This is a genomic window from Corallococcus sp. AB045, from assembly GCF_003668895.1.
Taxonomy (GTDB): Bacteria; Myxococcota; Myxococcia; order Myxococcales; family Myxococcaceae; genus Corallococcus; species Corallococcus coralloides.
The window spans coordinates 1-7,967 of the sequence record NZ_RAWN01000301.1; the positions used below are offsets into that span (position 1 = coordinate 1).

Annotated in this window: 7 protein-coding genes; 5 read left to right on the forward strand and 2 right to left on the reverse strand. The window is 72.4% G+C overall.

Annotation, left to right across the window (positions count from 1 at the left end; genetic code table 11):
- From D7Y21_RS38710 to D7Y21_RS38730, 5 genes are all read left to right on the forward strand, one after another.
- Window positions 1-1,910: tetratricopeptide repeat protein (locus tag D7Y21_RS38710; protein WP_121718381.1), on the forward strand; the 1,910-nt coding region annotated here is incomplete at its 5' end.
- A gap of 207 nt (window positions 1,911-2,117) precedes the next feature.
- Entirely contained in the window at window positions 2,118-3,002 is an 885-nt protein-coding gene (cyoE, locus tag D7Y21_RS38715; RefSeq protein ID WP_120563866.1) for a heme o synthase, read from the forward strand.
- Window positions 3,003-3,041: 39 nt separating this feature from the next.
- Window positions 3,042-4,031, forward strand: a complete 990-nt coding sequence (locus tag D7Y21_RS38720) for an ABC transporter ATP-binding protein (RefSeq protein WP_120563867.1) — start codon at window positions 3,042-3,044, stop codon at window positions 4,029-4,031.
- Window positions 4,028-4,909, forward strand: a complete 882-nt coding sequence (locus tag D7Y21_RS38725) for an ABC transporter permease (RefSeq protein WP_121718382.1) — start codon at window positions 4,028-4,030, stop codon at window positions 4,907-4,909. The genes D7Y21_RS38720 and D7Y21_RS38725 overlap by 4 nt, the downstream gene beginning before the upstream one ends.
- A gap of 91 nt (window positions 4,910-5,000) precedes the next feature.
- Window positions 5,001-5,834 (forward strand): carboxypeptidase regulatory-like domain-containing protein, encoded by an 834-nt coding sequence (locus tag D7Y21_RS38730; RefSeq protein ID WP_199735580.1) that lies wholly within the window; start codon window positions 5,001-5,003, stop codon window positions 5,832-5,834.
- 33 nt (window positions 5,835-5,867) lie between these two features.
- On the opposite strand, the gene D7Y21_RS43555 is transcribed toward D7Y21_RS38730, so the two are convergent.
- Window positions 5,868-7,283, reverse strand: a complete 1,416-nt coding sequence (locus D7Y21_RS43555; protein WP_121718384.1) for an ATP-binding protein — start codon at window positions 7,281-7,283, stop codon at window positions 5,868-5,870.
- Window positions 7,283-7,963 carry a response regulator transcription factor gene (locus tag D7Y21_RS38740; RefSeq protein ID WP_120563871.1) on the reverse strand — a complete coding sequence of 227 codons (681 nt, stop codon included), beginning with the start codon at window positions 7,961-7,963 and terminating at the stop codon, window positions 7,283-7,285. Before D7Y21_RS38740 ends, D7Y21_RS43555 begins: the two co-directional genes overlap by 1 nt.
- Between the last annotated feature and the right edge of the window lie 4 nt (window positions 7,964-7,967).

Consider the following 7,967-nt stretch of genomic DNA (forward strand, 5'->3'; position numbering starts at 1 on the left):
CCACCCCGGTGCTCGCGCCCGTGGCCGCGCCGCCCCCGGCCGCCGCTGAAGCGCCCGCCGCGGCGACCGTCCCCGTGGCGGCCCCGCCCGCCGCCGCTGAGGCGCCCGCCGCCACGTCCGCGGGCCGCATCAACGCCCCGTCCCAGCAGGCGGCCCGCACGGCGCGCCCCGCGGATTCCGCTCAGCGCCCCACCCAGCGCCGTCCGCAGGTGGTGGTGGAAGAGGTCGACGACGACGAGGACGAGCCCTCGTCGCGCCGCAAGAGCGCGCCCAAGAGCAACGGCAGCAAGATGCTGTCGCTGGTCCTGCTCGTCCTCATCCCGCTGTTCGCGGGTGGATACGGCTTCTACTCGGCGCAGGCCAAGAAGCGCGGCCGCGAGCTCAAGAAGAACCTGGACGTCGCCACCGAGCAGCTGAAGCACGACTCGTTCGACAGCTACAAGAAGGCGTGCGCGGCGGCGGACCTGGCGCTGGAGGTGGACCCGGACTCCACCGCGGCCCACGGCTACCTGGCGTACGCGTACGCCATCCGCTGGGGTGAGCACGGCGGCGGCGACGACGCGCGCCGGCAGGCCGAGGAGCACCTGGCGGCGGCCCAGAAGGGCAAGGAGCTGTCCAGCCACCTCATCGCCGCGCAGGCGCTGATCAAGACGTACAGCGGTGACGGCAAGGGCGCGCTGGCCTCGCTGGAGACGCAGGTCAAGGAGCTCAACGACCAGAACAAGGCGTCCTCGCTCCTGTACCTCACGCTGGGCCTCATCCAGATGAACGCGGGCGACCTGGAGCGCGCGCGTGACAGCCTGGAGCGCGCGCAGGCGCTGGCGCCGGATGACCCGCGCGTCTACGCGGGCCTGGGCGCGGCGTACCGCCGGCTGGGCCAGGACAACACCGCCTGGAAGAACTACGACTTCGCCCTGCGCTACGAGAAGGACCACCCGGAGTCGCTGCTGGGCCGCTCGCTCTTGATGCTGGAGCAGGACGAGCCGAACTACGCGGTGGCCAGCCGGGACATCAAGAAGCTGCTGGAGGCGGAGCCCCCGCCCAGCCCGCGTCAGCTCGCCGCCGCGCAGCTCGCGCGCTCGCTGCTCATCGCCCGCGTGGCGCTGGCCATGCCCGCGCTCAAGCCGGACATGCAGCAGAAGCTGACGGAAGCCACGGGCGTGCCCGCGGATCCGGCCAAGGCGAAGCAGGAGGTCACGAAGGCGGAGGAGACCGGCTTCGCGCTCGACAAGCAGAACCCGGAGCTGAACCTCATCAAGGGCCGCCGCCTGCTGGCGGAGGGCAACTTCGACGCGGCCTCGGAGGAGATCCGCAAGGCCATCCGCGCGGACGGCAGCCGCGCGCAGTTCCACGTCGAGCTGGCCAAGGCCCTCATGGGCAAGCCGGGCGGTGAGAAGGAGGCCTCCGAGGCGCTCGTCACCGCGCTCAAGACGATGGGCGACAGCCCCAAGCTGGTGGTGATGCTGGGCAACGCCTACCGCCGCCAGAACAAGCTGGAGGACGCGCTCGCGCAGTACCAGCGCGCGGTGAAGGACCCCAAGGCGAAGAACCCGGAGGCCCGGCTCGCCATGGGCGCCATCTACCGGGAGCGCTCGGAGTGGGACAAGGCGAAGGAGCAGCTGGAGAAGGCCAACCAGGAGTTCTTCGGCCAGCCGGACCGCGTCGCCAACGCGCTCACGGAGCTGGGCCGCGTCTACCAGGGCAAGGGCGACACGGCGAAGGCGGACGAGAGCTTCCAGCGCGCCCTGCAGGCCGACGAGAACTACTCGCCGGTCTACTACTTCTACGCGCAGCTGCTCTCCAAGGACGCCAAGCAGTCGGCCAAGGTCAAGACGCTGGCGCAGGAGTACGTGCGGCGCGAGCCCAAGGGCGAGTACCTCACCGACGCGCAGCGGCTCGCGGGGAACTGAACCCCCGCCTCCCGCTGTCCCCCACGCCGCGACGCCCCCTTGCAGGGCTTCGCGGCGTTTCGTTTTTGACGGGGGGCGACAAGGCAGGCTGATGTGGCGGAGAGCCCCAGCCTTGCCACCCCTCCCGGGTGACGGTATGGGAGGGGCCACCCAACACCCCCCTGACCGGCAGCGACCGCGGTCCAGGGGCCACCTGCTGGAGTCCGCTTGAGCGCGCGTGCCCTGTCCCAGTCGTCCACCGCGTCCGACCTGATCTCCCTCACGAAGCCGAGGCTGTCGTCGCTGGTGCTCATCACCGCGGCGGGCGGCATGTTCCTGGCCCCGGGGCACTTCACGCCGGTGCGGGCGCTGGTGACGCTGCTGGCGACGGCGGGCACGGTGGGCGCGGCGAACGCGTTCAACTGCTATTGGGAGCGCCACAGCGACCAGTTCATGGCGCGCACGCGCAACCGGCCGCTGCCCGCCGGGCGCATGGACCCCAGCACGGCGCTGTGGTTCGGCCTGTCCCTGGCGGCGGTGTCGCTGCCCGCGCTGGTGATGGGGGCCAACCTGCTCACCGGCGTGCTGGGGCTCGTCGCGCTGCTCAGCTACGTGCTGGCCTACACGCCGCTCAAGGCCCGCACGTCCGCGGCGATGCTGGTGGGCGCGATTCCCGGCGCGCTGCCGCCGCTCATGGGCTGGACGGCGGTGACGGACCAGGTGGACGCGGGTGGCTTCGCGCTGTTCGCCATCATGTTCCTCTGGCAGATGCCGCACTTCATCGCCATCGCGCTGTTCCGCAAGGACGAGTACGCCGCCGCGGGCCTCAAATCCATTCCGCTGGAGCGCGGGGACGAGTCCGGCCGCGCGCAGGTGGTGCTCTACCTGGTGGCGCTGGTGCCCATGACGCTGCTGCCCTTCCAGCTGCACATCGCCGGCACGTGGTACCTGGCCGCGGCGGTGGTGCTGGGGCTGGGCTTCCTGGGCCTGGGCGCGTGGGGCTTCTTCAAGCACCTGGGAAAGCCCTGGGCGCGCCAGACGTTCCTGTATTCGCTCGTGTATCTCACCGGCCTGTTCGCCGTGATGGCGCTGGACCGCATCCCCCGCGGCTAGCGCCCTCGCGCGGCGTCCGGGCGCAAGGCCGCCTTTCGCATGCCTGACACCTCCGTTCCGACCCCGCCCCCGCCGCTCTTGCGCATCGAGGGGCTCACGCGCCGCTTCGGCGGGCGCACCGCCGTGGACGGGCTGTCGCTGTCCGTACAGCCGGGCGAAATCCTGGGCCTCCTGGGGCCCAACGGCGCCGGCAAGTCCACCACCTTCCAGCTGCTCGCGGGCCTGCTTTCGCCGGACGCGGGGCAGGTGCACTTCGCCGGTAGGGTGCTGTCCCTGAGCGACCCGGCGCTGCGGCGCCAGATGGGCATCATCTTCCAGAGAAGCAGCCTGGATGACCTGCTCACCGCCCGGGAGAACCTGCTGCTGGGCGCGCGGCTGTACGGCCTCACGGGCGCGGACGCGAAGGCTCGCGTGGAGACGATGCTGTCGCTCATCGGCCTGCAGGACCGGGGCGATGAGAAGGTGGGCACCTGGTCTGGCGGCATGCGCCGGCGGCTGGAGCTGGCACGGGCGCTGGTGCACCAGCCGCGCGTGGTGCTGATGGATGAGCCCACGCAGGGCCTGGACGAGGCGGCCTTCCGCACCTTCTGGACGCACCTCAAGCGGCTGCGCGACGCGCAGGGCGTCACCGTGCTGCTCACCACCCACCGCGCGGATGAAGCGGAAGGGTGCGACCGGCTGGCGGTGCTGGACGCCGGGAAGCTGGTGGCGTGCGACACGCCCCGGGCGCTCGCCGCGCGCATGGGCGGGGACATCCTCACGCTGGAGGGCCCGGAGCCGGAGGCGCTGGCCGCGCAGGTGACGGAGCGGCTGGGGCTTGCGGCGACGGTGATGGAGGGGCGGGTGCAGGTGGAGGCTTCGCAGGGACACGCGCTGGTGCCGCGGCTGGTGGAGGCCTTCCCCCCGGGACGGTTCGCCTCCGTGTCGCTGCGCCGGCCCACGCTGGCGGACGTGTTCCTCCAGCTCACCGGGAAGGCCCTGGGGGCGGATGCTCCCTCGCCCACGCCCGCGCCGAGGAAACGCCGATGAGCGCCGACATCCCCGTGCCTGTTCCGTCCTCCTCCGTTGATGCGTCCGTCGACGCACCCGCCGCCCCGGCCCACCGCCGGGAGCCGGGGACGCTGGCGCTGCAGTGGGCCACCGTCTGGGTGCTGCTCTCGCGCGACGTGGTGCGCTTCTTCCGGCAGCCCAGCCGGGTGGTGGGCGCGCTGGCGCAGCCCATCCTGTTCTGGTTCGTCATCGGCTCCGGCTTCGCGGGTTCCTTCCGCGTGGAGGGCGCGCAGGGGCTGGGCTACCAGCAGTTCTTCTTTCCGGGCGTCGTCACCATGGTGGTGCTCTTCAGCGCCATCTTCGCCACCATCACCGTCATCGAGGACCGCAAGGAGGGCTTCCTCCAGGCGGTGCTGGCGGGGCCGGGCTCGCGGCTGGCGGTGGTGCTGGGCAAGGCGCTGGGGTCGTCCACCATCGCGCTGATGCAGGCGTCGCTGTTCCTGCTCTTCGCGCCGCTGGCGGGCGTGGACGTGAAGGCGGTGGACTACCCGCTGCTCGCGGCGGTGATGGTGCTGTCCGCGCTGGCGCTCACCGGCATGGGCATGGCGCTCGCCTGGTGGGTGAAGTCGAGCGCGGGCTACCACGCGGTGATGAGCCTGGTGATGCTGCCCATGTGGGTGCTCTCCGGGGCCATGTTCCCGGTGAAGGGCGCGGGGCCGGTGCTGTCGTGGGTGATGACGCTCAACCCGATGCGCTTCTCCGTGGAGGGCGTGCGCCGCGCGCTGTACGGGGCGCAGGCGTCGCTGGCGGTGGGCTCGCAGGGTGGAGCGACGGTGGGGTGGGAGGTGCCCGCGCTGTTGGCGTTCGCGGCCGTGTTCGTGGGGCTGGCCGCGTTCAGCGTGAGCCGCCGCGAGTAGCCGTGCGCCGTGTGTCGATGGACTTGCCCGGTGCCTTCCACTACGACGGCGGGCACCGCATCACGAAATATCCTCCAGAGGAGACCGCCTCATGAAGCTGCGTCTGTTTGGCTTGTCGATGGTCGGTGTCGCGGGGCTCCTGGCCCTACCCGCGTGCAAGAAGGAGGAGGCGCCCGCGCCCCCCGCCGAGCGTCCGGCGGCCCCCACGCAGCAGGCCGTGCCCCCGGCCCCCACGGCGGGAGCGGGGGCAGGCGAGGCGGCAGCCCCTGCGGCGCCCGCGGGCAACGGCGTGGTGAAGGGCACGGTGTCGTTCACCGGCACGCCGCCGGTGATGGCGGACCTGGCGCCCAGCGTCGACCCCGCGTGTGACGGACGGCCGGAGAAGGAGCAGTCCGTGCTGGTGAAGGACGGCAAGCTCCAGAACGTGCTGGTGCGCGTGAAGGGGTCGGTCGCGGGGGCGCCCGCGGCGCCGTCCACTCCGGTGGAGGTGGACCAGGTCAAGTGCACCTACGTGCCGCGCGTGCAGGGCGCGGTGGCGGGCCAGCAGGTGGTGTTCAAGAACAGCGACGGCACGCTGCACAACGTGCGCGGCGTGGTGGGCACGAAGCCCCTGTTCAACGTCGCGCAGCCGCCCATGGGAGCGCCGGTGCAGAAGCCGATGCCCTCGGACTCGGAGGTGATGCGCCTCAAGTGCGACGTGCACCCGTGGATGACGGCCTACGTGGTGAGCAACCCCAACCCGTACTTCACCACCACCGGCGCGGACGGCGCCTTCACGCTGACGGGCCTGCCCGCGGGCACGTACACGCTGGAGGCGTGGCACGAGACGCTGGGCACGAAGACGGCGGAAGTCACCGTGAAGGACGGCGCGCCCGCGGAGGCGACGTTCTCCTTCGCCGCGACGGACGCGCAGGCGAAGCAGTAGTCCCAAGGGGAGGGGGCTGCCCGCGCGGCCCCTTCACCCGTGGGCGTTGGTCACCGGACCCGGCGGTCCGGCCTTGCGCACCGTGAAGCCCACGCGCGCGCCTCCGGCGGGCCGGTTCTCCGCGAAGGTCTCACCTCCGTGGGCCCGGGCGATTCGCTGCACCAGCGCGAGCCCCAGCCCCAGTGAGCCTGCCTCGCGCGCCTCGCCGCCCCGGTCCTTCCGGTAGAACGGCTGGAAGATGCGCTTCTCCTCGCCGGGCAGGAGCCCCGGGCCCCGGTCCTCCACGCTGAAGGCCAGGTGCTCCTTTCCGTGCTCCTGGATGCGCAGCGCCTCCACGCCCACGCCGTGCTTGCGCGCGTTGTCGAGCAGGTTCACCAGCGCCCGGCCCAGCAGCGTCGCGTCCGCCAGCAGCGCCACGTCGTCCGTCTCCGGCTGGAGCAGCGTCGCGGACAGCCCCACGCGCTCCAGCGCCTGCGCCGCGAGCACCCCCGCCTCCAGCGCCTTGGGCGTGAGCTGCCCGAAGTCCAGGCGGGAGCTGGCGAGCAGCTCGCCCACCAGCGCGTCCAGCTCCACCACCTCGCGGTCCACCTGGTCCAATGTGCGCGGGTTGCCCCCGCCGTCGCGCAGCAGCTCCGTCAGCACCCGCAGCCGCGCCAGCGGCGTGCGCAATTCGTGCGACACCGCCGCCAGCAGCTCGCGTTGGTCGGCCAGCTGCTTCTCGATGCGCGCCGCCATGTCGTTGAAGGACTCGGCGAGCACCGCGAATTCTCCGGTGGTGTGGCGGTCCAGGCTCGCCCGCGCGCCCAGGCGGCCCTCGCCCAGCTCCTGCGTGGCCTTCACCAGCGTGTCCACCGGCCGCGCCAGCCGGAACGAGATGCCGCCCGCCGCCGTCCACAGCACCAGCACCGCGATGCCCAGCGGCAGCACGGCGCGCCAGGGGCCCCGTGAGCGGGCCTGCAGGTAGCAGGCCTGCAACGACCCCAGCTGCGTGTCCTGCCGCATCACCGGGAGGGTCGCGTCCGGCTTCGAGCACGGGGATCCGCCCCGGGCCACCACCGCGCCGGACAGGTCCGTCAGCACGACGTCCACGTCCAGGTCGTCGGAGATGCTCCGCATCAGGGCGTCGCGCTCGGCGGGCGCGTCCCACACCTCCGCGAACTGGTGACCCACGAACGCGCGGATGCGCTCCGTCTCCTGCCGCCAGCTGTTGCCGCCCGTCAGGTTCATCACCCACGACACCACGAGCACCGTCACCAGGATGGTGAGCCCGAACATGACGAACAGCCGCCGCCGCAGCCGCGCCTGCACGTACGAGCCCAGCCGGCCCAGGTGGAACATGCGCCGGCGGCGGGCATGGGCCTGGGCGTGGCGGCCGAACCTCCGCCGCAGCTCCGGCCCGCAGGGCTCGTCCTCGGGAGGAGGCGGCCAGTGGTGGTGGCCCCAGCCCATCAGGCGCCCTCCTTGGCGAAGACGTAGCCCACGCCGCGCACCGTCTTGATGAGGCGCGTGCCCACGTCCCCAAGCTTCTGGCGCAGGTGGGAGATGTGCACGTCCACCGTGCGCTCGCTCACCACCGTGTCGTTGCGGCCCGCCTCGCCCAGGAGCGCGTCGCGGGGAATCACCCGGCCCGCGCGCCGCACCAGCGCGAGCAGCAGGTCGAACTCCAGGCCCGTCAGCTCCACCGCGCGCCCCTCCACCTTCACCTCGCGCCCGGACACGTCGATGGAGACCCCGCTCGACTCGAGCCGGTCCGCCACCGCCGCCGGCTGCGCCCGCCGCAGCACCGCGCGCAGGCGGGCGAGCAGCTCGCGCGGGCCGAAGGGCTTGGGCAGGTAGTCGTCCGCGCCCAGCTCCAGCCCCACCACGCGGTCCGTCTCGTCGCCCTTGGCGGTGAGCATCAGCACCGGGATGCGGCTCTTCGCCCGGATGCGCTTGCACACCTCCAGGCCGTCCATGCCCGGCATCATCACGTCCAGGAGCACGGCGTCGTAGGCGTTCGCCTCCAGCGCCGCCAGCCCCCGGCCCCCGTCGGGCGCGTGGCTGACGGTGATGCCGTTCTGCCCGAGGTACTCCGCGAGCAACTCGAACATCCGGGTGTCGTCATCGATGAGCAGGACGCGGGTGGGCATGGGC